The 23,301-nt window shown below is 46.7% G+C and carries 21 protein-coding genes; 10 read left to right on the forward strand and 11 right to left on the reverse strand.

Annotated elements, in window-relative coordinates:
* The coding region (locus tag QUA54_RS10750; RefSeq protein ID WP_333414588.1) for a Calx-beta domain-containing protein at window positions 1-831 on the forward strand (831 nt) is incomplete at its 5' end.
* A gap of 460 nt (window positions 832-1,291) precedes the next feature.
* On the opposite strand, the gene QUA54_RS10755 is transcribed toward QUA54_RS10750, so the two are convergent.
* Window positions 1,292-1,885 (reverse strand): DUF4129 domain-containing protein, encoded by a 594-nt coding sequence (locus QUA54_RS10755; protein WP_333414589.1) that lies wholly within the window; start codon window positions 1,883-1,885, stop codon window positions 1,292-1,294.
* A 479-nt stretch (window positions 1,886-2,364) separates the two neighbouring features.
* Here QUA54_RS10755 and QUA54_RS10760 point away from each other — a divergent pair, with 479 nt between their 5' ends.
* The 3 genes from QUA54_RS10760 (at window position 2,365) to QUA54_RS10770 (ending at window position 6,569) form a co-directional block, all read left to right on the forward strand.
* Window positions 2,365-4,092, forward strand: coding sequence for a diflavin flavoprotein (locus QUA54_RS10760; RefSeq protein ID WP_333414590.1), 1,728 nt, complete (start codon window positions 2,365-2,367; stop codon window positions 4,090-4,092).
* Between the two features lie 109 nt (window positions 4,093-4,201).
* Window positions 4,202-4,831 (forward strand): hypothetical protein, encoded by a 630-nt coding sequence (locus QUA54_RS10765; protein ID WP_333414592.1) that lies wholly within the window; start codon window positions 4,202-4,204, stop codon window positions 4,829-4,831.
* A complete protein-coding gene (locus QUA54_RS10770) occupies window positions 4,824-6,569 on the forward strand; it encodes a diflavin flavoprotein (RefSeq protein ID WP_333414594.1) in 1,746 nt (581 codons plus the stop codon). The genes QUA54_RS10765 and QUA54_RS10770 overlap by 8 nt, the downstream gene beginning before the upstream one ends.
* Before the next feature lie 118 nt (window positions 6,570-6,687).
* On the opposite strand, the gene QUA54_RS10775 is transcribed toward QUA54_RS10770, so the two are convergent.
* The 8 genes from QUA54_RS10775 to QUA54_RS10810 form a co-directional block, all read right to left on the reverse strand.
* Complete coding sequence (locus tag QUA54_RS10775) at window positions 6,688-8,139, reverse strand: methyl-accepting chemotaxis protein (RefSeq protein WP_333414595.1); 1,452 nt, start codon at window positions 8,137-8,139, stop codon at window positions 6,688-6,690.
* A gap of 45 nt (window positions 8,140-8,184) precedes the next feature.
* Window positions 8,185-8,709 (reverse strand): CDP-diacylglycerol--glycerol-3-phosphate 3-phosphatidyltransferase, encoded by a 525-nt coding sequence (gene pgsA / locus QUA54_RS10780; protein WP_172185881.1) that lies wholly within the window; start codon window positions 8,707-8,709, stop codon window positions 8,185-8,187.
* Between the two features lie 163 nt (window positions 8,710-8,872).
* Window positions 8,873-9,712, reverse strand: a complete 840-nt coding sequence (locus tag QUA54_RS10785) for an ADP-ribosylglycohydrolase family protein (RefSeq protein ID WP_333414597.1) — start codon at window positions 9,710-9,712, stop codon at window positions 8,873-8,875.
* Between the two features lie 85 nt (window positions 9,713-9,797).
* On the reverse strand, window positions 9,798-10,508 hold the full coding sequence (locus QUA54_RS10790; protein ID WP_333414599.1) for a sugar transferase: 711 nt from the start codon (window positions 10,506-10,508) through the stop codon (window positions 9,798-9,800).
* A gap of 274 nt (window positions 10,509-10,782) precedes the next feature.
* Window positions 10,783-12,765 (reverse strand): hypothetical protein, encoded by a 1,983-nt coding sequence (locus QUA54_RS10795; RefSeq protein WP_333414601.1) that lies wholly within the window; start codon window positions 12,763-12,765, stop codon window positions 10,783-10,785.
* A 53-nt stretch (window positions 12,766-12,818) separates the two neighbouring features.
* Entirely contained in the window at window positions 12,819-15,128 is a 2,310-nt protein-coding gene (locus QUA54_RS10800) for a hypothetical protein (RefSeq protein WP_333414602.1), read from the reverse strand.
* Window positions 15,129-15,292: 164 nt separating this feature from the next.
* Complete coding sequence (locus QUA54_RS10805; RefSeq protein ID WP_333414604.1) at window positions 15,293-15,523, reverse strand: hypothetical protein; 231 nt, start codon at window positions 15,521-15,523, stop codon at window positions 15,293-15,295.
* Between the two features lie 190 nt (window positions 15,524-15,713).
* Window positions 15,714-15,923, reverse strand: coding sequence for a hypothetical protein (locus QUA54_RS10810; RefSeq protein WP_333199688.1), 210 nt, complete (start codon window positions 15,921-15,923; stop codon window positions 15,714-15,716).
* Between the two features lie 295 nt (window positions 15,924-16,218).
* Between QUA54_RS10810 and QUA54_RS10815 the strand changes: the two genes are divergently transcribed.
* From QUA54_RS10815 to cobT, 4 genes are all read left to right on the forward strand, one after another.
* A complete protein-coding gene (locus QUA54_RS10815; protein WP_333414605.1) occupies window positions 16,219-16,929 on the forward strand; it encodes a Crp/Fnr family transcriptional regulator in 711 nt (236 codons plus the stop codon).
* An 89-nt stretch (window positions 16,930-17,018) separates the two neighbouring features.
* The gene (locus tag QUA54_RS10820) at window positions 17,019-17,516 is read left to right on the forward strand and encodes a universal stress protein (RefSeq protein WP_333187092.1); all 498 of its coding nucleotides are present in this window, start codon (window positions 17,019-17,021) and stop codon (window positions 17,514-17,516) included.
* Between the two features lie 249 nt (window positions 17,517-17,765).
* Window positions 17,766-18,521 carry a DUF2232 domain-containing protein gene (locus tag QUA54_RS10825; protein WP_172185872.1) on the forward strand — a complete coding sequence of 252 codons (756 nt, stop codon included), beginning with the start codon at window positions 17,766-17,768 and terminating at the stop codon, window positions 18,519-18,521.
* 79 nt (window positions 18,522-18,600) lie between these two features.
* The gene (gene cobT / locus QUA54_RS10830) at window positions 18,601-19,707 is read left to right on the forward strand and encodes a nicotinate mononucleotide-dependent phosphoribosyltransferase CobT (protein ID WP_333414606.1); all 1,107 of its coding nucleotides are present in this window, start codon (window positions 18,601-18,603) and stop codon (window positions 19,705-19,707) included.
* Between the two features lie 388 nt (window positions 19,708-20,095).
* On the opposite strand, the gene QUA54_RS10835 is transcribed toward cobT, so the two are convergent.
* Complete coding sequence (locus QUA54_RS10835; RefSeq protein WP_333414608.1) at window positions 20,096-20,494, reverse strand: hypothetical protein; 399 nt, start codon at window positions 20,492-20,494, stop codon at window positions 20,096-20,098.
* Window positions 20,495-21,163: 669 nt separating this feature from the next.
* Here QUA54_RS10835 and QUA54_RS10840 point away from each other — a divergent pair.
* Both QUA54_RS10840 and QUA54_RS10845 read left to right on the forward strand, forming a co-directional pair.
* Window positions 21,164-21,331 carry a hypothetical protein gene (locus QUA54_RS10840; protein WP_333414610.1) on the forward strand — a complete coding sequence of 56 codons (168 nt, stop codon included), beginning with the start codon at window positions 21,164-21,166 and terminating at the stop codon, window positions 21,329-21,331.
* Window positions 21,332-21,428: 97 nt separating this feature from the next.
* Window positions 21,429-22,538 carry an extracellular solute-binding protein gene (locus QUA54_RS10845; protein WP_333414611.1) on the forward strand — a complete coding sequence of 370 codons (1,110 nt, stop codon included), beginning with the start codon at window positions 21,429-21,431 and terminating at the stop codon, window positions 22,536-22,538.
* A gap of 76 nt (window positions 22,539-22,614) precedes the next feature.
* Here the strand turns inward: QUA54_RS10845 and QUA54_RS10850 are convergent, their stop codons facing one another.
* Window positions 22,615-23,229, reverse strand: coding sequence for a hypothetical protein (locus QUA54_RS10850; RefSeq protein WP_333414613.1), 615 nt, complete (start codon window positions 23,227-23,229; stop codon window positions 22,615-22,617).
* Window positions 23,230-23,301 lie beyond the last annotated feature (72 nt).

Below are 23,301 nucleotides of genomic sequence, written 5' to 3' on the forward strand. Positions count from 1 at the left end.
TCGGCGGAAACGGTGAATTTGGTGCTCTTCGGTGGCAATGTCAGTAGTCCGTCAATTTTGACGATTAATGATGTGGCGACAACTCCGGGGACAACTCCGACGCCGGCTCCAACTCCAGCAACATCAACAGCAACCCAGTTTGTTTTTAGTGCGGCTACTTTCACCACTCCGGAATCATCTGGCCTTGCTACGGTGACAGTCAATCGCATCGGCCCCAATACGGCTGCCGGAACCATTAGCTACAGTACTCTTGACGGCAGCGCCCTATCAACTGGAAGTGCGGTTGATTATGCGTCTACTGCTGGTGTACTCACCTTTGGCCCTGGGGTAACTTCCACGACGTTCAACCTCTTTGTCAATCCTGATACTGTGCCTGAAATGACTGAGAGTGTTAACCTATATCTCAACAACGGCCCCGTCGGCACTCCGTCAACAGCAAGACTAGACATTATTGACGGTAGCAGCGGTGCATCTGGCAATATCTTCCAGTATAGTGCGTCTAATTACGGCTCGATCGGCACTCAGGGGGGCAGCACAACGGTTACAGTTACCCGCTCAAGCGGCTTAGGTGCAGCATCGATTGATTATATTATTCTGGCGGGTACTCCAGGCACCGGCCCTGCACCTGTATATGGTACCGACTACCTGCTTAACCCGGGCGGCCCCACTGGCGGCACGTTGTCCTTCGCCAACGGCCAACTCAGCCAAACCTTTAATATTCAAGACAACCCATTTAGTACCAATAATGGGATTGTGCGCTTAGGTCTTGCTAACCCCACTGCGGGCTACAGTTTCGGCAGTACAGCGGCAACAAGTATCACTCTCATCTAAGGCTGTTAGTAGGGCGAGGAATCCTTGCTCTACTAATATGTCCCGCAAGTAGTTAAATGCTTTTTATCAGTCTGATTCCTCACTACAGCTTTTTTCAATTAAGTGAGGTACGCAGGTGAAATCTTCGCTGTGTGACAGTCGCTGGCACCGACAACTAATGGGATTCACCTACAGGGCTGATTGTGGGCTGCCTCGACCAGAATCCCATTGCTGGTGCTAGTTTCGTCACCTTCAACCCATTTGCTAGTCCGGTCTGATAGCACCCTTTCAAGGTCGTACTCTTAGATGCTACGCGCATTATTCGAGTACGACCTTGAACCCTTGTATATGGAAAGAATTAGATGGCGATTTGCCATTGGCTGGGGGTTTTTGAGATTGTCGGTTTTTGGCAATTATTGTTGGTAAAACCCGCCCCTAAAATTATCGATTGGATATTATTATTTTTTTTGCGCTTACCTACTTAATCCTTAATTTGTTGATAAGCTTGCTGACACTGTTCAAAGATTGAGGCGTCAGCTTCCGTATTCCCAAAATATAGTTGCTCATGTATTCTTATCACAGTTTCGTAAGGCACTGGCTGGGGTAATTGCTGGATTAATTGCAAATATTCGCCATCAGTGCGGCTGGGTTGGTCAACTGCGGTTCCCGCATCATTTAACCGATGCAACATCGCCATGTAAAGACAGCGGCAAGCTTGGCGGTATTTCCCTTGCTGCTGCAACTTTTGCGATCGCAACAACCACTCTGCTACCGACAAATCTTTAATTGTTTGTTTCGCACTGCCATCAGTTGTTTGATTCCTCTTTTTAAAATTATGAATATAAAAACGCGACAGTTGCCAAATCTGCCAACTCGCCCAGACTGCGAGCAATGCTAAGATTAACCAAAAGGCTGCTTTAGCGATCGCCCACAAGATCGGGGAATCAAACCAAGATGGCAATTTGACATTCGGTATATTTTGGGCAGTTTTTAGTTCCCACCACTCCTGCAAGCGCTGTTGCGACTGTCCTAATTGCCAACTCAAATTAGTTTTCTCAAAGGAACTTTCAGACATAGCTTTGCATTAATGAGTAGATTGTTGCTTGTGGATTGAGAATTTTTTTTCTTCTATCATTATCCCCAAATCCCCGACTGATTAAAGAAATCGGAGATAAGATAGCGCGATCGCGTTTTACTTTTGATTAGGTTGACTTAAATGCCGAGTTATTGTCCCTAATCCAAATCGCCGCGCGATCGAGCATCGCATTTGACTGATAGTCTTCTAAAGGGGCGATCGCCCAACCGCTCAAACTCATTTTTAATACCACAGAGATAAGTTTTTTGTCAACTGTCGATCGACCAAAAATTGATTTTATTTAATTTTCCTTCTTCCTCAAATCCGTTACATCCCGATTCAGTGCGCGTTGCCGAACTGCCTTATGCCATAAATTTTGGGATACTTAACAGCCTCATAAGAAATTTTATAAAGATTTACAAAAAAAACGTGTCAGAATGAAGACAATAAGGTAATGGGTAACAGACAAGGAGGCACTGATGGTAGCGCTGACTGAACGAGTCCAACGCAGATTGACGGTGGAAAAAGTCGAAATTGCCCCTGACACAACGGCAATTCGATGCCTGGACTGGGATAGAGACCGCTTTGACATCGAATTCGGACTCAAAAACGGTACAACTTACAACTCATTCATCATTCGCGGTGAAAAAACAGCCCTCGTCGATACCTCGCACGAGAAGTTTCGCCAGCAATACATGGAAACTCTGACGGGCGAAATTGACCCCAAAGAGATTGACTATCTAATTATCAGCCACACCGAACCAGACCACAGCGGTTTAGTCAAAGACGTGCTGGCGCTGGCACCCCAAGCGATTGTCGTGGGGGCAAAAGTAGCAATTCAATTTTTAGAAAATCTTGTACACCAACCATTTGAACGATTGGTAGTCAAAAATGGGGACAAACTAGATTTAGGAAACGGTCACATTATCGAATTTGTATCGGCGCCGAACTTGCACTGGCCCGATACTATTTTCAGCTACGACAGCAAAACTCAAGTGCTGTTTACCTGCGACGCTTTCGGGATGCACTACTGTACCGACAGCACCTTCGATGACGATTTAGCAGCCGTTGAGGAAGATTACCACTTTTATTATGAGTGCTTGATGGCTCCCAATGCTCGATCGGTACTCAGTGCGATGAAGCGGATGGCAGAATTGGGAGAAATCGGTACAGTTGCGACCGGTCACGGCCCCTTGCTGCGGCACAACGTAGTCGAACTCACCGGGCGCTACAAAAAGTGGAGTCAAGAGCAAGCTAAGGCAGAAACCACTGTAGCGGTATTTTACACTTCCGACTACGGATTTAGCGATCGGCTCAGTCAGGCGATCGCCCACGGTATCACCAAAACCGGTGTCGCTGTGGAAATGATGGATTTGAAAACCGCCGACTTGCAAGAAGTTGCGGAACTTGTCGGTAATGCTGCCGGCATCGTAATTTGTTCGCCGCCGAGTGGCGGTACTGCTGCTGCGAATGCCGAAGCTGCCATCAACACAATTTTAGTTGCAGCTAACAACAAACAATCTTTCGGTTTGTGCGAATCCGGCGGCGGCGATGACGTATCTATTTACCCGCTGGGAAACAAGTTCAAAGAATTGGGTTTAAAAGAAGCTTTTCCCAACATTGTAATTAAAGAAACGCCGACGGAACCGATTTATCAACTTTGCGACGAAGCCGGCACCGACTTGGGACAGTGGCTGACGCGGGACAAGGCTGTCAAACAGATGAAATCTCTCGACAGCGACCTCGATAAAGCCTTAGGAAGAATCAGCGGCGGACTGTACATCATTACTGCTCAAAAAGGCGAGGTTAGCGGTGCGATGCTGGCTTCTTGGGTAATGCAGGCAAGTTTTAAACCGCTGGGTTTAACAATAGCAGTTGCGAAGGATCGGGCGATCGAATCGATGATGCACGCGGGAGATAAATTTGTTCTCAACGTGCTCGAAGAAGGCAATTATCAAACCTTGATGAGGCACTTTTTAAAGCGTTTTCCTCCAGGTGCCGATCGATTTGCCGGAGTTAAAACTCAACCTGCTACCAACGGTTCTCCGATTTTGACAGATGCTTTGGCTTACATGGAATGCGCAGTAGTCAGCCGGATGGAACTTTCGGATCATCATATCGTATATGCGATCGTCGATAACGGTCGCGTATCCAATCCCGATGCACTGCCGGCAGTTCACCACCGCAAAGTGGGAAATCACTATTAAGAAGGAAGTTCGGGTGCTGATGGCGAACCTTACCGATCTCTAAACGTAGGGTGCGCCATCAGCATCTTCTTACCTTTTGTTTCTCCATTTTCACTCTTAGGAATTGCCAATGCCTGCCAATCTTTTAGAAGACCGAGATTACACAATTATTATTGCCAGAAGCGATGCCAGCAAAGACCCCCAACATCCTTGGTACGAGGAGTGGGTAGAAGCACAGGCATCTCTGATCGACTTAGCAAAAAAATGTCAGGAATTTGACAGCGACGGCATCACTCTTTACGAAGCTTCTACTCCTATGTGGAAGTATAAAAATTCAAATGTTGCCCGGTTAGCTGAAATTTTGCAGCGACAAAATACGGAACTGGATTCAGCAAACCCGACTGCAATTAATTTGGAAGAAGCTCTGAAAGAAACTTTCAGCGATTATTTCGGAAGCAAAACAAATGCCACTAGGAAGAAAGGAGCAATAATTGTTGCAGTCCTAGATCAAAAACCAGAAAAGACTGCTGCTGTCGCCGAAATTCTGATAAGTGCGGCAAATAAAATAGATAAAGATGAAGAAATTGGAGTCAGCTTTATCCAAATTGGGGACGATTTGAAAACCAGGGAATTTTTGATTGACCTGGATACAAATTTACAGGGTCGAGGTGCAAGGTTTGACATTGTAGATACCAAGTTTTGGCACGAAATCAAAAGAAGTTCTGTAGTTCAGTTTCTCATAGGTGCAATTAATGACTAACACTTTGACTCCTAGGCTCGGATCTCATGCTAAACCCCGCGACGTGCAGTTTATCCCGATCGCACTCGATACTTTTATTGTGCGATCGCGCACTTGGGACAGACTAAAATTTGAAGTCGAGTATTCGCTGCAAAAGGGTACGACAGCAAATAGCTATATTATTCAAGCTGACAAAACTGCTTTGTTCGACCCGCCGGGGGAATCTTTTACTGAAAATTACCTGGAATATTTGCAGCAACGGGTGGACTTGACAAAGCTGGATTACATAATTTTGGGGCATTTCAATGCTAACAGGTCAGTAACAATTAAAGCTCTGTTAGACTTAGCTCCTCAAGTAGCTTTGGTTTGCACGAATCCAGCGGCGATTAGTTTACGAGCCGCTTTTCCCGACCAAGAATTAAACATTATGGTCGTTCGGGGAGAAGAAACTCTCAATTTAGGAAAAGGTCACGCCTTAAAATTCATCGCGACTCCGACTCCTCGCTGGCCCGATCAACTTTGCACCTACGATCCGCAAACTCGAATCGTGTTCACTGACAAACTATTTGGAGCTCACGTTTGCGGCGACCAAGTATTCGATGAAGGCTGGAGCGTTTACAGCGAAGACCGGCGCTATTATTACGATTCCCTGCACGCATCTCAGGCAAAACAAGTGCTGGCGGCAATGGATAAATTCGCCGATTTACCTACAGCATTTTATGCTCCAGGTCACGGCCCGATCGTCCGTTACGGCCTCCACGAACTGAGCAATTTGTATCGGGAATGGAGCCAGCAACAAAATTCAAAAGACTTGACAGTTGCTTTGATTTATGCTTCGGCTTACGGAAATACGGCTACTTTAGCGCAGGCGATCGCCAAAGGAATTACTAGGGCGGGGGTTGCGGTGGAAAGTATCAACTGCGAATTTGCCGAACCGGGAGAAATTAAAGAGGCGATCGAAAAATGTGCGGGATTTATCATCGGAACTCCCACGCTAGCAGGACACGCTCCGACGCAAATTCAAACTGCTTTGGGAATTGTTTTATCTACCGCAACTAAGAGCAAATTAGCGGGGGTTTTCGGTTCTTTTGGCTGGAGTGGAGAGGCGATCGACTTAGTGGAAAACAAGCTGAAAGATGCCGGCTATCGCATCGGATTTGAACCGATTAGAGCTAAATTTAAGCCGACTGCTGCGACGATTCACGAGTGTACAGAAACGGGAACGGATTTTGCTCAAGCTTTGATTCGATCGCAAAAATTGCGGGCACCGAAACCGCAGTTAGCAGCAGGGAGCGATCGCACTGAACAAGCAGTAGGGAGACTCGTTGGTTCGCTGTGCGTAGTCTCGGCGAAGCGGGAGGATGTCACCAGTGCGATGCTGGCTTCCTGGGTGTCGCAAGCAACGTTTAATCCGCCCGGCGTGACGATTGCGGTGGCGAAAGATCGATCGATCGAATCTTTGATGTACGCCGGAGATAAATTTGTGCTCAACATCTTAGCAGAAGGGCGACAGTTGCGGAAGTATTTCATGAAAAACTTTGCTCCGGGAGAAGACAGATTTGCGGGAGTCGAAACAATGGAAGCTAGCAACGGCTGTCTCGTTTTGACTGATTCTCTAGCTTATCTGGAATGCAAAGTGATAAGTCGGATGGAATGCGGCGATCACTGGGTAGTTTATGCGGCGATTGACAACGGTCATTTGCTCAAAAATGACGGCGTGACAGCGGTGCACTACCGGAAATCTGGTACTCATTATTAAATCGAAACAATCTCGCAGAAGCCTGTTTTTGTAGGGCGGGACCCTCGTACCCGCTCTTATTTCTTTTTACCCTGAGCGACTTGACCGATCGCGCAGCCGAAGGGCATTATTCCTTCTGCTAAGATAGGTTTTTAAGTTCTTCTGCGGTTTGGTTGAGGAGTTGCGTACTGAGTTTAACTTGAGCAAGGCTACTCTCAGTTTCTGTTGCTCCTAAGTTAACATTGTTCATGGCCTCAAGCACTTGTTGAATTGCGCTCGCCTGTTGGTTAGCATTCAGAGAAATCTGTTTGTTGTTCAAAAATACTTTGTCGATCGCATCTGCCACACCCGCAAAAATTTCTGTTGTCCCTTGAGCTTGTTTAATACCTTGCTCCGCTGTTTTTGCTCCTTCATTCGTTACTATCACCGTGTGGTCGATCGCCACTTGAATTTCTGTGACCAGAGCATTAATTTTCTCGGCTGATTTTTTGCTTTCCTCAGCTAGTCGGCGAATTTCTGTCGCAACTACAGCAAAACCCTTACCATTTTGGCCAGCACGGACTGCTTCGACTGTGGCATTGAGAGCCAGCATATTCGTTTGGTTGGCGATATCGGCTACTAGGTCAGAAATTCCACCAATTTTAACAGCATTGTCGCTCAAATAGGTAATCTGTTTAGTGATAGCTCCTACTTTTTCTTGAAGAGTTACTATCCCCTTCATAGTATTTTCTACGGATTGATTACCGGAATCAGCTAGTGTTAGCGCTTGATGAGCCGAGACTGCTGATGCTTCTGCTTGCTTGGCTGAAAGTCCCGAAGCAACAACTAACTCATTCATCGTCGCAGTCGTTTGATTCACAGCATTCGCTTGTTGAGACACAGTGTATTCCTGCTGAGCCACGGCGGCCGTGATTTGCGTTGAAGAAGAGACAATCTTCCTCACAGATTGTACTATTGGGTTAACAATCTCACGGGTGACGATCGCAGTCAGGAATGCAGCAGACAACAAAGCGAAGACGAGAGTAAGCAGTAGCAGCACGGTCAAATGCCCAATCTTCGCTTCAATGCGATCGTGTCTTTTTTCGCCGACTTTTCGCTGGAGTTCGATTAGTGCTGAAAAGTCATCAACTGTTTGGGCACCAAAAGGAGTTGTCGTAGCTGCGCGGTACTCTGCGGCTTCCTTAATTTTGCCTGCTTGCTGCAACTCAAACCACCTAGGTCTGGCTGCGACATACCTTTGATAAGCATCTTGCACTTTTTTGAAAGCTACTTGCTCTTCTGGTGTGAGTTCACCTTTAGTATATTCTCGTAGGTTATCGTCAATTATTTTGTATAACTTGGGTTGTTGGGCCAAAATTTCCGATCGCTTCTCTGGTTGAACAATAAATTGGGGGAAGTCGTAACGCAGCTTCCACAAAGCCGATTCGGAGTTGGCTAGAGCAACTGTCCCCTTAACTTGATATGCGTACAATTTCTCCGCATCTTGTGCTAGTTCAACTGTGTTTCGCCAACCAACAAACCCGACACCTGCGAGTAAGGCTATCAAAGCTCCAAAGCTAGCCAACAATTTAGCCCGAATTCCTAAGTTCATTGGATTTTAGATTTTATCTTATACAGAATAAAAAATAAGGAAGAACTAGGCTTTGTCAAGCTCAGCAGCTTTTTCCGGCCACAGATAAATAGCGCCAGAAATCAAAGTTAAAGCCACAGAAACCCAAAAAGCAATTAATGCGGGAAAATTCCATGCTTCAGATAGAGGAGCAATTAAAAGTGCGATCGCCACAATCTGACTCACCGTCTTCAATTTGCCCCAAATATTAGCTCCAGAAATCGTAGTTTTATTAACACGCCACCCTGCAATTGTCAACTCCCGACCTAAAATTAAAAACACTGCCCAAGCCGGCACTTTCCCCAACTCAATCAACACTAAAAGCGGCGCGAGCACCAACAATTTATCCACCAAAGGGTCTAGAAACTTTCCCAAATCGGTAATTTGATTCAACTTCCTAGCCAAATAGCCGTCCAGCCAATCAGTAGCCGCAGCTACCACAAAAATCGCGGTGCAAATCCAGCGGCTTTGCGCGCTTGGGTCGTACAAACCGTAGAGCAGAAAAGGCACTCCCAGCAAGCGAGAAAAAGTAATCAAATTAGGCAAATTCATAGCAGAAGGAATAAGGAATAAGAGGGATGTAAAAATGCAATTGGGGACAATCGTTTCAGTGATTAAGAACGTCCTGAATGTCGGGCGCGGTTGCCAAAAATCAAAAATTAAGGGCAACTCTGCGAAGATTGCCCTTAATTTAACATTTTTTGCAGTCACTTTACTAAACAATGCAGTTCATCAATTTTTTATCCAGTTCTATGATATAATCTAGGCCGTAAGATTGATTTTCTAATCCTTGCACCAGATTTTCTGGCAGGTCTTGGGCAATTTCACTGCTACAGGAACCAGCAGCTAAAGCAATAGTTGCTACTGTATCGACATCTCCCGAAAAGGCAATGCAATCTTGGAGCAGTTTGCTCATACTATCATTTCGCATGACAGCAGTAATAGCGGCTCTAACACAGACCAAACCTTTAGTGCTGACTTCTCCTTGCCAAGGTATCGACCACTCACCAGCAACGTGCTTTTCTAGAAAATTTCCCAAATTATTTTTTAAACCTAACTGATAAATAAAATAATGGGACATCAAAGCGGCCGCTATAGCTGCTTTAATGCCATCGGGAGTGTTGTGAGTAATTGCAGCTTGAATGGTGGCATTTTCGATGACTTTTTCAATACTAGGAAAAATGCCAATGGGCCCGGCTCGCATCGCCGCTCCGCTTTTATCGCTAGCGGAGCGAATTTTTTCTAAGAATTCTTTGCCGTCTTGAACTTGTAGCAAAAAATTGTAAAATTTACCAGCATAACCTACTCGGCGATCGCGGTGAAAAGCTGCAACAAATTTGGTGGCTAAAAGTTCCGGCGTCCAAGGTTCTCGGCTGACTATAGCTTCTGCGACGGCTAAACTCATCTGCGTATCGTCTGTGTAGCATCCCGGTTGGATGTCGTGACAGGGATGTTGTATGTAGCCGTTGAGATTGTTGTACAATTCGATCGTCTGCCGATCGGCAAATTCAAAACCCGCACCGTAAGCATCACCGATCGCTAACTCTAGCAACATATATTTAATCCCATTTCCAAATATTTAATACCCTATTTTTACCCAAGTTTTAAAATAAACACACAACCCAAAACAGCCTGACTATCTAAAACGCGCCGTTTTTACTCAACACAACCCAAATCGTTTTGTACATCAAACTAATGTCGTAAACAACAGACCATTTGCGCTGATAGTCGAGATCCATCAGCACAATCTCGTCAAAATCTTTAACTCCTGAACGCCCGTTAACTTGCCACTCCCCAGTCATACCGGGCTTAACATTCAAACGCTGCCAGTGAAAATTGTCATAGGCAGCAACTTCATCCGGAGTAGGCGGTCGAGTTCCAACCAAACTCATTTCCCCCGCTAACACATTCCAGAATTGAGGCAACTCGTCCAAACTCGTCCTCCGCAAAAAGCGGCCGACGCGGGTAACTCGCGGGTCATTTTCATTCTTAAAAATGTGACCCTTGGCTTGGTTGTTAACTAAATGCTTGAGCTTTTCTGCACCGACAACCATCGATCGAAATTTCCACATTCTGAAATGTCGCCCTTTGAAGCTGCAGCGGACTTGACTGTAAAGCAGCGGGCCAGGATTGTCCAACAGCATCGCCACTGCCACCGGCACCGCCACCGCCACAGCAATTGCCAGTCCCAGCAGCGAGCCCAAAATATCGATCGACCGTTTTACCTTGCTAGTTACGGATCGGTGAACCTGCTGTCTTGATACACAAACTTTGTAAGTAAATTTTTGCAGAAATAAGGACAGCATTTCTGATAATACTGATGATATAGAGGCACCCATCGGAAATTTCATTTGATTAGTCTCAACTTTAAAGAGATCTTACGTCCATCTTATTCGCCACCCCAAATCTGCAGAACCTCAAATGCTGAGCTTTGCAAAATCTTTAAAAAGCAACAACATTTTTATAAAGTTTCTGTGTATTTCCTCTAAGGTAGTATAAAATTTATGTAATTTTAAGTAAATTCACATAAAAAAGTTACTCTTGACCACAAAAAACCCGGTTTCTACTAGGAATGTTCGGGGAACGACAGGGAGGATTCCACTGAGAAACCGGGTTTTTTGCCGTTTAGCGATAAGTATCCGTGCGAACATCCCAAGTAATTGTTAGCGGTTCTAACAATTTTTGCTGGCTGCTAGAAGCGAGTTTGCCTAAATAATCGCGAACAACAGAGGCTTGTTCGAGATTCAAGCGATAACCCAGTGAGACATCTTCAAAGAAAAGCGGCTCGGCCAAAATTGCTTCCCAATCGGGATTTTGCCTCGACTCCTCGCCCAGCAGCATGAAATCTTCCTCCGCAGGCACAAGTCCCGCCGGCAAATTTCCTTCCAAAATCCGCAGAACCCGGGGCTCACAGGTGCGGGTATTCACGCCCTGGCGTTCCAACAACTGCAAAATTTCCTGAAAGCTCAGAGTTTCCTCACCCAAAACCTGCATTAATTCCCACAGCAGAAAAAAGTCGCTGTACTGCTGCTGCGACACATCCAAAATTTGAGGATAAAGAGCCAAACTCGCCAACCCGCAGGCAACTCGACCAATTTTTTCGGAAAAATTTGTACTTTGAGATACAGAGTTGTCAATTTCCAAAATATCTCGATCGACCTGCAATTCCTGGTCTTGAACAACGATCGCATTCGGCAACTTCTGTCGCAACCAGCGGGCGATCGCAGGCCAAGTACCCATACCCCCTGCACAAATCGCCTGATTAATCCCCGCCGGCGACATTCCCGCGCGGCTGAGCAAAGCATTCAATTCGCGGTTCAACTGCTGCACAAAAGGCACTAAAACCAGACTTTCCAAATCTTTGCGCTTCACATCCCAATGCTGCTGGTCAATATCCAAAGCAAAACTTTTTTGATGTTGCAAAATAACTTTTATTTGCCTTGCCGCCTCTAACAATTGCAGACCAAAAGCAGAACCTTGTAACCGCTGCTGCAATTGATAGCGGTTCGGCAAATCTGGATGTCCCGGACGCGGCAAATCGATCGACATTCCCCAAGTTTCGTTTTTAGCCAACAACTGACAGATAATATCTTGATCGAAAGCATCGCCAGCAAAAGCAAAACTGTGGCAAGTAAAATCAGCACGAGTTAAATCTTGAAGATTGGACGGCAACTCAACTAAAGCTAATTCCACCGTCGCCGCCCCCGCATTCAAAATCAAAGTTCCCCCGCTAAAAGACGAAGCATTCACAGTCAGCAGTGCAGCTTCTTCACCGTCCTTAGCAGAATCCACGGCTGACGACTCGACTTCCATGCCATTTTTCACAGGAGTTACAGCAGCAAGCAAAGTGGCGATCGCATCTTCCACCACAAAAATTTGCGAACCCGAAGCCACCAGAGACGCGCCCAAAACAGCTTCCCGCAAATTAAACCTATAAGCATCCGACCAACCGGCCGGAGTCCCCAAAATTACACCCCGCAATTCTAAAAGCGCCGCATCGAGAGTTTCTGGCGTTAGTCCCGAAGCCCTACAAATTAAATTAGAAACTGGCAATCCTGCAAAATTCATCCTCGGTGCAGAATCCAAAACTTCCCCCGATCCGGCAAATTTTTGCCCCTGCTTCCTCGGATTCAAAGTAGCCAGCAGCGCCCGCACACCTTGCAGCGGCAAGGCGATCGAAACAGCCTGCAAGGGCGACCACTGCAACAGCGGTTCGTACATTCCAGCAGCTTCCCGCTGATAAGGAATGCCCACCTTTAAAGGCAATTTAAAATTTTGCAGTAAAAATTCTCCCGCAGGCAAAGCCAGGGGTGGGAATCCCACCGACTTGACTGTCACCTGCGGTGCAGGGCTCCCTGAGGCTGTTTCCGCAAGCACCGCAGCCGAGGGAATCCGAAAGCTGGGGCCGGCAGCGAAACCCTCAGCCTGCGGTGCTTCCCAGTAAATCGGGTGCAACTGGCCGCTGGTGCGATCGAGCAAAGCCGCCGACAGCCCGCTGGAGGCGAAATCAATGCCCAAATACCAGCTAGAATTCCGGCGTTCTCGGGATGGGGCGATCGCACCTGCTGCTGAATGCCCAGCCGAGTCTTGCTGCTGTGTCCCGGCCAACTCGCTAAAATCGGTTTTCCCCTCAACAACTCCTGCTTTACTCTCGGTCGAAATTAGGTTTTTTTTTTATTTTCTGGAGGACTCGATCGCAGTTCGTTAGTTTCCGCAGTTTCTGGAGGGGGAGAATCAGTCAAAGGTCGATCGGTCTCGGTCAAACTAGCCAAAATCTCGTCTAGCGTCAAGTTCGACTCGTCTTCCTCAGCAAACAAGTCATCCTCAAGTTCGTTTTCCAAAACAAAGGGTTCATCCTCAGATGAGAGTTCCAACACATCGGAGAACAAATCCTCCAGCGTGCCGAGTTCTTCATCTACGGCCTCGGCAAAGGGATTTTTTGCACCGACTTCGGGGGAACTCGCCGATAACTCCAAGCTGTTAGCGGCTGAGGAATTCGAGCGCCCGAAGCTAGTATTTCCCAATCCCTCCAGATTGTAGAGGTCTGCCTCCAACAGTTCCAGAGTATTGTTGTCCAAATTTAAAGCTCGATCGAGGTCATCTTCTAATGCCTCCACCGGCAGCAAATCCTCGTCCGCCGAAGCTTGGATGTAGCCATCATCAAGCCGCTGCGACGAAGTGCCGGACTCGCCTGTTTGAAAATCACCCATACTCGACAAACCGGGCGCGGCACTGGGGCGGTTCCGGCTAATTTCAGCAGGCGTTCTCAACGGCAAAGGTGGCGGTTCAGGCATCGCAGCGTCGAAATCCTCGCCTGGGTTTTGAGCCGTTTCTAGATTTTCTCGATCGTCGGCCTCAAGTTGCAGCGAGGCGGTTGAGGCTGGCGGTTCTGAAACTTGAGGTACTGATGCCACTTGCGGTTCAAATAAACCCGCACTATCTAAAGTTAGAGATTCTACAGAATTACCTATTACGAAGTTTGAATCTGGATTTACTAAAATATTTTCTTCCAGTGATTCGCCTTCATCCAGCAGATTTACAAACAAATCTTCGGTCATATTTAGGGCGTCGGCAGTTTCATTATCCGACGCCGCTTGATATTGTACAGCCTCACTTGCGGTTTCAAATTCAGTATTTTGGGGTAGTACAGTTTCGAGTTCTAATTCTACTTCGGCGACTGCTTCTCCCGCGAACAAACTTGCATACAAATCCTCAATATCTTCGCCTGTTTCTGCTAATTTATTTTCCGATTCAGCGCCGGAAAAGGCAATTGTCGGTCTAGGTCTTTCGGGTGCCGAACCGAACAAATTCTCTTCCAAGTCAGGGAGCGAAATTGGGGATGGAATGCGGTCGCGGTCGCGCCTCAACTGTCCGAATTGCGGAGAAATTTCTGTACCGGCGTAGGGCAATCTGTCTTGTTCTCCGAATTCGCCGGTGCGATTGGACTGCACCAACTCTCCACTCTGAGTGTCGGGGGCTGACTGTTCGATCGCAGTATTTGAGAGGGCTGGAGCGGCATCAGACGGATCGGCTGCGTTTGGGATGACTGTTTCGAGATTTGCTAAATCGATCGGCTGCTGTACGTAGGAAGAGGCTTCTCGCCCCAACTGTCCGGCCAAGTGGTTGACGAAAGCCGCGAACCTCGCCTCGCTCTGCTGGCTCAAACCGTACATATTGTCGAGTTCTTGTCTCAAGGAAGCTTGATAGCTTTGCAGATTTGCTTGCAAAGCCTCGAACACGATACCCATCCTAGAATCGAGACTCATCAGCAGACTGTCAGCACGAGATTGCAACAGTTGCATTTGCTCGAACCTCTGATCCGGCGTCAGCAGCGGGTGTTCTTCTGAGGTTTGTCGGTTAAGTGTTACGTCAACAGCCAATTGTTGATCAGACGCACTGCCCAAAGAGTGAGGTGCTGCGCTGCTTTGCAATAACTGATTTTCTAGCGAACTTAGAATTTGGGAGAAATCGCTAGTCAAGGTTTCTTCCAAACGGGCAGTCAGTACCTGCAAGAATTCAGAAATGATTTGCTGTTGGTTTGCTTGTTGCTGAGCTAGGGATTGTTGCTGCTGCCGTTGTGCTTCTAGCTGTTTGATTTCTTGAATTAGAGCTTGCTGCTCTTGGCGCAGAGCTTCTATGTCTTCTTGGAGCGGCCCCGTCAGGCTTGAACGCAGGTGGCTGATTTCTCCGGTTACGGCTAGCATGATTTGCTCTGCGGCTGAGGGGCTAGGGGCCCTGAGCGGAACTTTGGGCACTGGAACTGGTTGCGGGCGGACATTGGTACTGGCGGGCGCCTTGTTGGCCGCTAGTTTGGAGTCTGAGGAAACCAGATAAGCGCGAACTCGCTCTAAAAGTTGGCGCTGGTGGACAGTATCGATCGAACCCGTCCAAGGCAAGCGGGGTGCGGGCTTGCTGAGTACCTCGTCAATCTCAGCAATCAGTGATTGAATTTTGTACTTCTGAGAATTCAAGGGGGGAACCTCTGGGAATGCGGCTTGGGAGAAACTTTACCGAAAAAAGACTGAAGTCAGGCGGCAGCGATGCCAATACATAGAATAATCTGAATGCGAGTCCGTCAATAATTCACTAATATTTTCTGACAACTGTTAATTAACCTTTTATCTTCGGATAACTTCTATTGCCTATGATAGGTTAGCCGGTACTTCCGCACCAAATGCCCGCTTCTATCAACTGCTAGTGCTGCCAAATTCTGTGGCTGCTTTCCTGTTTGCCGGGCCGGAGGTCGATTCCTGCTCGGGATAGCTGCGATCGTCGCACGAACTTTGCCTTCACCCGCTCTAACGGCCTGCCGCACACCCGTCACCTCAAGTTTGGCTAGCGTGGCGGCGCCCCACTGTCTCTTCATCTTTCACCGACTTGAAAAAAACCTCAAACAATTTGCGATTTGGGATGCTGGGATTCGGGATTGTCTCCGTACATTCGGTTTTAGTAACCTTTCATAATAGCCTTTTATCTGTATTCATGCCTAGATACTAATGGTACAATAATCTCGGGGTAGCAGAAAAGTTTGCTGCGAACTGCGTCGGTTTTGCTCGCTAAGAGGGCCCGCCCTTAGGCTCGCAATACCTGTGGATTTTGCCGATCGTGCTGAAATTTGATAGGTTCCAGGCAGTTGCAGTCGGATTTTGTGGCTGTCTGCGGTGCTGGCACGCTTGTGCTCGCGGATTCTGCCGATCGTCCACAGCAGGCCAGACTGACAACAAATCTCTCAGCAGTGTTAAGCTTTCTAAGCGAAGTGCTTTCAAAGGTAATTCGATCGGCTCAGTCGCTTGTCACGTTGCTAAAATTTTGTTAATAAAATTTGCTCCGTGGTAGGTATCTAAAAAATTATGGTATATTCTTTAGTTTCTAGCTCGCAATCAGAGCTTAAGGCTATAAATTTCCATATTCGACCTTTGACGACCGCAAAACTTTAGAGGTAAAATTGCCGATTTTAGATACTTGTTTGTCAAATCTTGAATCTAAAATCGAATGACTCGGCTGCAAGCTATTTCTAACTGCCCAGCGCAGCTCAAGCGCATAAATTAAAATGATGGCCTCATGGAAGACCGCTTTAACACCCGAGATCCGAATTCCAATATAAATCAATTGATAGTTTCTACTCCTTTTTTTGCAGGCTTGCCCGAGCCTGTAATTGAGAGAGCAACTCTCCACATCGTTACCCGCAGTCATCCGTCAAATCAAGTGATTTTACTCGAAAATGACTGGGGAACATCAGTGTATTTTATATTGGATGGTTGGGTGAAAATTCGCACCTACAACCTAGACGGAAAAGAAGTAACACTGAATATTTTAGGGAAAGGAGAACTGTTCGGGGAAATGGCCGCGATCGAAGAAGCACCGCGATCGACAGATGTCATCACCCTAGCGCCGACACTGATCGGCAATATGCCATCTCAGGATTTTGTGCAGCTCATTCATACCGAGCCGCTAGCAGGCATTCGCCTCGCTCAACTGATGGCCCGTCGCCTGCGACAAGTCAACCGCCGCCTGCGTTTGCGAGAATCTGACAGTACCTCGCGAGTAGCAGATATTCTATTATTTTTGGCAGAGGGGCAAGGGAAAATCATGTTATCAGGAGGTACAGAAATTCCCAACCTGCCACACAGAGAATTGAGCAGCCTCAGCGGGCTGGCTCGCGAAACAGTAACGCGAGTGCTGAGCAAGCTGGAAAAAAAAGGAACTATTGAGCGCGAACGTGACGTTTTGTGCATTCCCGACCTGCACGCCTTGGAGCGTCTGTTAGTCTAGAAGTATCAGAGATTGCTAAATTGAATCTAATTCAAAAGCACTCTCTGTTAACTAACTGATATTGATGATTCCCCGCCGGAGGTAAAGCTATGAGTTTTAAGAAAATTTTTGTTGCCTTAGATGATTCTGAACTTAGCCACCGCGTCTTCAATCAAGCTTTAGAATTAGCTGTGAGCGATCGGGCCCAGGTGATGCTATTTAACTGCGTTACTGTCAACTCGCTGGGCGAGACTGCCGTGCCAATTCCGGTAGATTTAGGTATGAATGTCGAGTTAATGAATCAAGCTTATCAAGCTCAACGTTTGCGGCTGGAAAGTGAGGTAAAACAGGCTTCGGGTTTTCTGAAAAAATACTGCGACGCGGCAGCAAAAGAAGGATTGCAGGTGGAATTTGACTGCAAAATGGAGGGGGCTCCGGGGTATTCTATCTGTGAATCCGCCCAAAACTGGGGCGCAGATTTAATAGTGTTGGGGAGGCGCGGCCGCACGGGGTTGGCAGAAGCTTTCCTCGGCAGCGTCAGCAATTATGTCGTTCACCACGCATCTTGTTCGGTTTTTGTAATTCAGGAAGTCAAAGCCGAAAAATGATGCTGCTGAAAATTTTTGCTGAGAAAGTCTATCTAAAATAAGAGTCGCCTTCGTACCTAAACCCGGTTTCTGCGAGCAAGATTAAATTTGGCCGCGAAGCTCCAAAAAGTGAAACCGGGAATCAGCCGTATAGCGCCCAAGTTCCGTAAAATCTAAAATCTAAAATCGGAAAACCGGGAATCAGCCGTATAGCGCCCAAGTTCCGTAAAATCTAAAATCTAAAATCTAAAATCTAAAATCTAAAATCGGATGAGTGATTTTTTGTCAGCAGATGCTGCGTCTAATTCGGGCAGTTCACCCACTACAAATAACGAGCCGCAAACCGCCGATATTTCAGCAATGGCTGGCGATCGCACAAATCCCGATCCGGGGAAGCGCGAATTAGGGGAAGCGCCTTTAAGGCTTGTAGAAACGGCATTTTTGGCAAGTACCGCTAGCTTGATTTGGCTGGTAAATTATTACTTTCCGCTGGGGCCTTTGCTGCGGGTTTTTTTCCCGATACCGATCGCCCTTGTCTACCTGCGCTGGGGGAACCGCGCTTCTTGGATGGCAGCTTTGGTATCGGGTTTGCTGCTGTCGGTACTCATGGGCCCGACGCGCAGCATTTTATACGTGATTCCTTTTGGAATTATGGGAGTTGCGCTGGGAGGACTTTGGAGGCGCAAAGCGAGTTGGTCTTTTTCTATTAGTTTGGGCGCGTTAATTGGCACTCTGGGCTTCTTTTTTAAGTTTTGGTTGCTGTCAGCTTTGGTGGGTCAAGACCTCTGGGTTTACGTAACAGCCCAGGTAACAGAGATGGTGGAATGGGTTTTTGTGAAGCTGGGTTGGCTTAATGTACCGAGTTTGAACACTATTGGGGCGATCGCCGCCGGGATGATTTTGGTTAACAATATTGTCTATTTATTTGTAGTGCATTTAGTAGCTTTGCTGCTGTTAGATCGTTTGGGAAATCCGATTCCGAGGCCACCGCGCTGGGTGCAACTTTTGATCGATTATGAAGAGTAGTTATTGGGAATTGTTGACTGTTGACTAATAACTAATAACTAATAACTAATAACTAATAACTAATGACTAATGACTAACTATGATTGGTATTTATACAGAAATCGAACAGGGTCAGCGGTGGCTTGAAGGCTATCGCGGACGAAAACCGATATTTGCCTGCGTGTTAGGATTTACCGCTACAGGCTTAATTCCGGGAATTTCAGCAGCAGGAGCAACCCCGCACGATCGACAATTTACTTGTTTGGCCGATGCAGAATTTTTGTATAACGGCCCCCAACCGTCCCCCCAATATCCTTTGCCGCCCCTAGAAGCTGGTGCCTCGCCGGTACTGATATCTCGCGCAGTAGTCGAAGCTTTGGAAATTCCCCTTTACCTATTTAATGCTGGTTTGGCCCTCCCACCTCCCGTACCTGCAATTGATTTGGGCGGCACTCCGGCAAAGTGTGTGATTTCTGGGAATGCTTTAGAACTCGAAACAGTCAAACATTTGCTCGAACAAGGATTAATTTGGGGAGCTAAATTGGCCGCTCAAACTAATGGCAGCTATTTAATTTTAGGGGAGTGCGTAGTTGGGGGAACGACTACTGCTTTGGGGGTGTTAATGGGTTTGGGTATTGCAGCGGCGGGCAAGGTTAACAGTTCTCATCCTCGCTGCAATCACGCTCAAAAATTGGCCGCGGTGACAGCGGGACTCAATCATGCTGAGTGGGAAATTGGCGGACAAAACAGCACTCCCCTGGAATTGGTAGCGGCGGTGGGCGATCCGATGCAAATAGCGGTGGCGGCAATGGCGATCGCCGCGAGTCGGACTTGCGGGGTACTCCTGGCCGGGGGCACGCAAATGCTGGCAGTGTACGCTTTGATGCAAGCCTTAGCCCGTGAATATGCTCTGGTATGGTGTCCCGAACAAGTTGCGGTGGGGACTACTCGCTGGGTGGCGGAAGACCCTACAGGAGACACTGTAGGACTCGCTAATGATATCGGCGGTGTGCCTTTGTTGGCCGCGCAGCTAAGTTTTGCTGGATCTCGCTACGGGCAACTGCAAGCTTACGATCGCGGCTATGTTAAGGAAGGTGTCGGTGCTGGAGCCTGTGCGATCGCCAGTGGCTTGGCTGCAAATTGGACTCCTACTCAACTCCTCCAAGCTGTTGAAGCTTTAGCCTCGCGGTGTGAAATTAAACATTAGATAGTCCTGGATGCCAAAAACCCGTTTTTTACTCCAAATATTGGGGTTTTGCAGCGATGAATACACTCCAAAACCGGGTTTTTAGTTTTCTTTGCGTCCAGCGCTGTGAGGAATTAAACATTAAAAATTAAGATGCGCCTATCGAGCAGCGAATCTGGTTCTGCTGCTCAACCAGCTTCATTTTGGCTGAATAATTATCTCATTTTATTGAGCATAAATGCTCTCATATTTACAGAAGTTTCTACACAATATCTGGCTTTAATGCAGTATTCTTCCTGCTAATTGCGCGAGAGAAAAAACTCTATGCAATGACTCTATAAGTTGACGAGCATAAATCAACGCAACTTGTATTTTTTTGAGATTAATGCCCGCTCCCCGCTAGCAATATTTAATGAGATCCGCCTACCTGTTGCGAGTGCACTCTTTTGGCGAGCAACTGTTCTTCCAAAGCAGCAATTCGATTGTAAGCTGCTGTTAGCTGAGCAGTTAGGCGCTGGATTTGAATTTCTGCGCTCAGCTCTTTTTCGAGGCTTTGAGAATTCTTGTCGAAGTAGCTGTCATCTAACAGTATGTCTTTGTGTTCGAGGAGCCCGTCGAGACGGCTGTAGCTTTGATATGACGAGGTTTTGTCATTTCCTACCGTTCCAGAGCTGGCGTTTCTCTGCTGCTGGGTCAGCTTCGTCTCCTGGGCTGACTCGAATAGCTTGTCATTGAGGTTTTCTATGAGTTTGTAAAGGGCATCGACTTGTTGGGTCAATAATGTAACTTGCTGGTGGAGCGGTTCCATACAATCATCCTTTGGCTCGTAACTTATATCTTTACATATAAGGTAAAACTTTACATAACTGCGATTTATCACTAAATTATTTAATTTTTGACGTAATTGTTGTGTTCCCAATCCAGACGGTAGATTTAGGAAGCCAGCCTGAAGATAATCGATCGCCATTCGTGAGTCGATTAGAGATTTGAGATTTGAGGTTTTAGATAGTCTTGGATGCAGGAACCTAGTTTTTTAATCCCCATACTTCGTTCAAACCTTCAATCAGAGTTAAAACATCAGGTTTCAGAGAGTCGGATCGCGCAGCGTCCTATTAGATTGACTTCGCTCTAGCGAGTGCTTTCAGGATTGACAATAGTGGATTTTCAGTTATTAAGCTGTCGCGGATTTAAAAAGGATTTTTCACTTTCGACATGACTGACGTTGGGAAATACCGCTCGGTTGTGTAAAAAGCGTCATCCAGCGGCAGAGGGCCACACTCTCCTTGTTTCGTTATATGAACAAATGTAACATAGAGGCAGTCGATCGCCAACCGGGGCGAGCAAAATGGGGTCAAACTCATATGCTGCACCATTCTCGCTTAACAGGCTTTCCGGCCTGTTCCAGTACAAGTGCATTTTCTTGTGGGGTGGGCAGGAGAGCCCGCCCATAGAAGGTCGATCGAGAATGGTGCAGCATATGAGATCAAAAGAACTTTTCGGGGAGAAATCAGGCGTTAAGTTGAGGGGGCTGTCGGCATCGGAAAGCTCGATCGACAAGGTAGAAGGTAAAATCAGGGCAAGAGTCAAACAGACTCACAGCGCAGCAGAACCGAGTACAATGGCTCTGTGTTTGAGGAAGAAATAAGATAAATCGGCGCCAATTACCGGACTCGACAAACAATTATTTTCCGGGCTGCAGAACACAAAACGATCGGTCAATATTTAGAAAAGCGGATTCACAGGTGAAACGAAGGTCTTTGCTATTGGGGGCCGCCACCCTAACTTTAAGTCAATTGGCGGCAGGGTGCGACTCCAAGCCCATTCTCAAAATTCGATCGCTCAAAAACAGTATTCCGGCCCAACTGGTAAGTAAATTTAGCCGCGATGTACAACCGTCTCCGCTTTTGCAGGTAACGCAAGAACCACAATTAAAAGAATTATTCGCCCTATTGCAGGAGTGGAAACAGGTTCCCAAATCAAAAAATCAAGCTGACTTGGTGATGTTGGGAGATTACTGGCTGACTTTGGCAATTCGGCAAAAATTAATTCAGCCGATCGATCCTGCTAAGTTTGCTAATTGGGCACAATTGCCCGAACGATGGCAAAAACTCGTCAGGCGCAACGATGACGGTCAATTAGATCCTAAAGGTAAAATTTGGGGCGCACCTTACCGCTGGGGAAGTACAGTAATTGCCTATCGAACAGATAAATTCAAGTCTTTGGGGTGGACTCCCACAGATTGGAGTGACTTGTGGCGATCGGAATTGCGCGATCGAATTTCTTTGCCGGAGAGTGCTAGAGAAGTTATTGGTTTAACATTAAAAAAACTCGGAAAATCTTACAATACGCAGCAATTAGATAAAGTCCCAAATCTCAAAAAAGAACTGGCAAATCTGCACCAACAAGTTAAACTTTATAGTTCTGATGCTTACCTGCAACCATTAACTTTAGGCGATACTTGGTTGGCAGTAGGTTCCTCTGGGGACTTGCTGCCGCTGCTGCAAACTGAAAAGAATATTGCTTTAGTAATTCCGGTTTCGGGAACTTCACTTTGGACTGATTTGTGGGTAGAACCAGCATCGGGGAATCCAGTTTCTTTAGTGGAAAAATGGATTGATTTTTGTTTGCAGCCTCGGATTGCTCCTCAATTATCTTTGCTGGCTAAGGCTAGTTCGCCGATAATTGTCGGCATGAAACCCGAGGATTTGCCGGAAGCTGTTCGCACTAATTCTGTGTTGTTGCCGGATGCTAAGATTCTTGCGGCTAGCGAGTTTTTGCTGCCGTTTGGGGATGCTGGGATATCGCTGTATCGATCGCTTTGGCAAGAAATTCGGCAAGTAGTTAAGAGTTAAATTTGAATTTATTTACCGGGATTTTTGTGCTTAACGATTCTTACTATTTGCATCAATGCTGGAGGATATTGCATCACTATAGGTGACAATTTAAACCAACAGCAAGGCAATCTGGATAGCAAGCAAGAGTTTCCTGAACTTTGAGGTTCCAGTTTACTTCTGCTTCGCTCATGTTTACATCACAGTTTAAATAAGTTCTCATGAAAGCCTGCACGCTTACTTCTCCACCCACCTCATACCACTGACCATCAGGGGTTACAAGAGCATAAGGAACTACTTCAGGTAGCTCTACTACCTGACATGGGTAGCGAATAGGTGTTGCAGATTCTCTGGGTTCAGCTTCAATAAAGCTGTACCAATCCCATTTTCCTTGAGGATTAATAGTTGTCATTCGGTAGAAACCATATTCATCAGCCCCTGCTGACTCATCTTCATACCAATCCAAATTGAGCTTGGCTATCTCTTCTAAATCCTCACTTGAAACCTCCATATCTTCTGCTAATTTTTGAATGCTTTCCTTCGGGAGAGTGGATAAACGTTTTACTTCTTTTTCAACTGCTGCTATATCTAGATACTCTTTGTATGGTTCAACGCCTAATTCAGAGTAGTAAGGACTAAGCAGGTTTCTTACTTTTTCTTCTGCGTTGCTTGTATCGGGAGGTAAAATAACCAATACTTTAAAATGCGCCATTTAACTTACATTTCTTACTTTGAACCCTGAGCGCTGAAGCGCAACAACAAACCCCGAGCGCTGAAGCGCAAC

Source organism: Microcoleus sp. MOSTC5, assembly GCF_036701825.1.
Lineage (GTDB): Bacteria > Cyanobacteriota > Cyanobacteriia > Cyanobacteriales > Microcoleaceae > Microcoleus > Microcoleus asticus.

Excerpts from the sequence above, each read along its gene's own strand:
- QUA54_RS10790 (WP_333414599.1), bottom strand. The coding sequence starts at position 10,508 with ATGAAATTTCCGATGGGTGCCTCTATATCATCAGTATTATCAGAAATG.
- QUA54_RS10820 (WP_333187092.1), top strand. The coding sequence starts at position 17,019 with ATGAGTTTTAAGAAAATTTTTGTTGCCTTAGATGATTCTGAACTTAGC.
- QUA54_RS10850 (WP_333414613.1), bottom strand. The coding sequence starts at position 23,229 with ATGGCGCATTTTAAAGTATTGGTTATTTTACCTCCCGATACAAGCAAC.
- QUA54_RS10785 (WP_333414597.1), bottom strand. The coding sequence starts at position 9,712 with ATGTTGCTAGAGTTAGCGATCGGTGATGCTTACGGTGCGGGTTTTGAA.
- QUA54_RS10765 (WP_333414592.1), top strand. The coding sequence starts at position 4,202 with ATGCCTGCCAATCTTTTAGAAGACCGAGATTACACAATTATTATTGCC.
- QUA54_RS10840 (WP_333414610.1), top strand. The coding sequence starts at position 21,164 with ATGAGATCAAAAGAACTTTTCGGGGAGAAATCAGGCGTTAAGTTGAGG.
- QUA54_RS10835 (WP_333414608.1), bottom strand. The coding sequence starts at position 20,494 with ATGGAACCGCTCCACCAGCAAGTTACATTATTGACCCAACAAGTCGAT.
- QUA54_RS10760 (WP_333414590.1), top strand. The coding sequence starts at position 2,365 with ATGGTAGCGCTGACTGAACGAGTCCAACGCAGATTGACGGTGGAAAAA.
- QUA54_RS10775 (WP_333414595.1), bottom strand. The coding sequence starts at position 8,139 with ATGAACTTAGGAATTCGGGCTAAATTGTTGGCTAGCTTTGGAGCTTTG.
- pgsA (WP_172185881.1), bottom strand. The coding sequence starts at position 8,709 with ATGAATTTGCCTAATTTGATTACTTTTTCTCGCTTGCTGGGAGTGCCT.
- QUA54_RS10770 (WP_333414594.1), top strand. The coding sequence starts at position 4,824 with ATGACTAACACTTTGACTCCTAGGCTCGGATCTCATGCTAAACCCCGC.
- QUA54_RS10825 (WP_172185872.1), top strand. The coding sequence starts at position 17,766 with ATGAGTGATTTTTTGTCAGCAGATGCTGCGTCTAATTCGGGCAGTTCA.
- QUA54_RS10815 (WP_333414605.1), top strand. The coding sequence starts at position 16,219 with ATGGAAGACCGCTTTAACACCCGAGATCCGAATTCCAATATAAATCAA.
- QUA54_RS10805 (WP_333414604.1), bottom strand. The coding sequence starts at position 15,523 with ATGAAGAGACAGTGGGGCGCCGCCACGCTAGCCAAACTTGAGGTGACG.
- cobT (WP_333414606.1), top strand. The coding sequence starts at position 18,601 with ATGATTGGTATTTATACAGAAATCGAACAGGGTCAGCGGTGGCTTGAA.
- QUA54_RS10755 (WP_333414589.1), bottom strand. The coding sequence starts at position 1,885 with ATGTCTGAAAGTTCCTTTGAGAAAACTAATTTGAGTTGGCAATTAGGA.